4 protein-coding genes are annotated in these 2,717 nt (G+C 53.7%); all 4 read left to right on the top strand.

Annotation, left to right across the window (positions count from 1 at the left end; translation table 11 throughout):
* Positions 1-673, top strand: a 673-nt coding sequence (locus H8K29_RS17710; protein ID WP_186886255.1) for an energy transducer TonB, incomplete at its 5' end; no start/stop codon positions are given.
* A gap of 192 nt (positions 674-865) precedes the next feature.
* Positions 866-1,738: a MotA/TolQ/ExbB proton channel family protein gene (locus H8K29_RS17715; protein WP_186898661.1), complete on the top strand. Its 873-nt coding sequence runs from the start codon at positions 866-868 to the stop codon at positions 1,736-1,738.
* A gap of 96 nt (positions 1,739-1,834) precedes the next feature.
* The gene (locus H8K29_RS17720) at positions 1,835-2,272 is read left to right on the top strand and encodes a biopolymer transporter ExbD (protein ID WP_186886253.1); all 438 of its coding nucleotides are present in this window, start codon (positions 1,835-1,837) and stop codon (positions 2,270-2,272) included.
* 15 nt (positions 2,273-2,287) lie between these two features.
* Positions 2,288-2,717: biopolymer transporter ExbD (locus H8K29_RS17725; RefSeq protein ID WP_186898662.1), on the top strand; the 430-nt coding region annotated here is incomplete at its 3' end.

Raw genomic sequence — 2,717 nt, forward strand, 5'->3', positions numbered from 1 at the left:
AATGGATTTTTCAGATCGCCAGCAAGAGCCGGGCAAGAAGTTCCTGGGCATAGGGCTGGTCATAGCGTTTCACGTAGTGCTGGTGTATGCACTGCTCAATGGCTTGGGCACCAAGCTCATCGAAATCGTGCAAAAGCCTTTAGAGACAAAAATTGTCGAAGAAGTGCCGCCACCGCCACCACCACCAGATACGCCACCGCCACCACCGCCGAAACTGCTGGCTCCACCGCCACCATTTATTCCGCCGCCGGAAGTGCAGGTACAACCACAGGTACAGCCACAGAACACCATTTCTGCCGTATCCAACGTCAAACCTGAAAACCCGGTGTTCAGTAAAGCACCACCGGCACCTGTGGCAGAAGCACCGAAAGCAACCGGCCCTGTGACGGTTCCCGGCGTCATCGACTTCAACGTCGCTGGCTGCAAACCCGAGTACCCACGCGCTTCTTTGCGTAATGAAGAAACCGGTACGGTTGTTCTCTCCGTCTTAGTCGGTGCTGACGGCTCCGTTTCTGACGTTAAGATCGACAAATCGAGTGGCTACCGTGGTCTCGATAATGCCGTCCGTACCCAATTGCTGTCTGGTTCCTGCAAAAACAAACCAGGTACCGTCGATGGCAAACCACAACCGACCTGGACGAAAGTGCAGTACGTGTGGAAACTGGATAACTAATCCTGAGTCCAGGCAAAAGCAAGAAGTCAACACACGCAACACTCTGTGCCTGACTTCCTGCTTTACCCAGAAAACAGCATGAATTAAAAACGTCACCCTCGTGCAGGACAAAACAGACCTGAACGAAGTGACAACAAAAACAGTCGTAAGCAATACCAACCTTCTATATTTGTTATTAAAGGAAGCACCATAATGAAAACCCGTTTCTCCGCATTTCTGGCTGCAGCTCTCCTGGCATTGACTGCCGCTGTTGCCGTCGCTCCAGCTTCCGCACAAGAAGCTTCCGCAGCTGCCTCCACTGCAGCACCTGCTGCTTCCGCACCAGCGGCTGACGCTGCTGCACCTGCTGCCGCACCTGCCGGCGACATCGCTGCTGCGCCTGCGAAAGAAGTGATTGAAAACCCATACGGCTTAGACGCGCTCTGGAAAACAGGTGACTTCGTTGCCAAAGGCACACTGATCATCATGGTCATCATGTCCATGGGTAGCTGGTACATCCTGATCACTAAAATCATCGACCAGGTCAAACTCTCTGGCCAAGCTAAAGACGCTGGCAAATTCTGGAAAGCCGCTTCCGTCCAGGCCGGTTCCGCTGCACTCAAAGAAGGCAGCCCATTCCGCTTCATCGCTGACTCTGGTATCAAAGCCACAGAACACCATGAAGGCGCACTGCTGGAACAAATCGATCTGAACACCTGGGTCTCCATGTCCATCCAACGCGCAGTCGACAAAGTACAAAGCCGTCTGCAAGATGGTCTGGCCTTCCTGGCGACTGTTGGCTCTACAGCACCATTCGTTGGTCTGTTCGGTACAGTCTGGGGTATTTACCATGCGTTGACAGCGATCGGTATGTCCGGTCAGGCATCGATCGACAAAGTGGCAGGTCCTGTGGGTGAAGCGCTGATCATGACCGCGATCGGTCTGGCAGTGGCGGTTCCAGCGGTTCTGGGCTACAACTTCCTGGTACGCCGCAACAAGAGCGCGATGGAAGAAGTCCGCTCCTTTGCAGGTGATCTGCACTCCGTCGTTCTGTCTGGCAGCATGAACAAAGTAGCTAAGAAATAAGACGGCACACCAGACACACAGTCACAAGCACGAACGACTCAAGTCACAACGCCGGTTGCCTAGCGCACCGGCGTGCAATCTGAAAGAGAACACACTATGGCAATGGCAATCGGCAACGATGGTGATGGCGAAGACGAAGTCAACAGCACCATCAACACCACCCCGCTGGTCGACGTCATGCTGGTCTTATTGATCATCTTCCTCATCACCACCCCGGTGATTACTGACACGGTCAAACTCAAGCTCCCGGCAGAACGCAACCAGATTTACAAAACCAAACCAGAAAACATCACCGTATCGATCAGCAAAGATGGTGACGTCTACTGGAACGGCGGCATGAAACCCCTGCCAGGCGGCACCGAAGGTTTGTTTGACAAACTCAAAGTCGAAGCCGTCAAAGTACCGCAACCGGAAGTCCATATTCGTGGCGACCAGAATGTGCGTTACGAATTCGTTGGCAAAACCATCCTGACCGCCCAGCGCGCCGGGATCACCAAGGTCGGGTTCGTGATCGAACCACCACCACGGAATTAAGGAAAAGGACCAGATATGGGAATGCAAATAGGCTCAGGCAGCTCCTCCGCCGATCCTGAAGTGATGATAGAAATGAACATGACGCCGTTGATCGACGTCATGTTGGTGCTGATCATCATGCTCATCATCACGATCCCGATTCAGAATCACTCCGTGAATCTGAACATGCCGACCAACACCCCGAGTAAGCCGACAGAACCACCGGTCGTGATCAATATCGACGTTGACTTTGATGGCACGGTATTGTGGAACGGAGTGGCAGTAGCCAGCCGTAACGAACTCGAAGCGAAGCTGGGTGAAGTGGCGGCACAGCCGAATCAACCGGAAGTGCATCTGCGTCCGAATGCGGTGGTGCCGTACAAATCGGTCGCCGCGGTGATGGCCTCGGCCCAGCGTCTTGGGGTGACCAAGATCGGTATGGTCGGCAATGAGCAGTTCTTGAAGT

The organism is Undibacterium sp. CY21W (assembly GCF_014284265.1).
Taxonomy (GTDB): domain Bacteria; phylum Pseudomonadota; class Gammaproteobacteria; order Burkholderiales; family Burkholderiaceae_D; genus Undibacterium; species Undibacterium aquatile.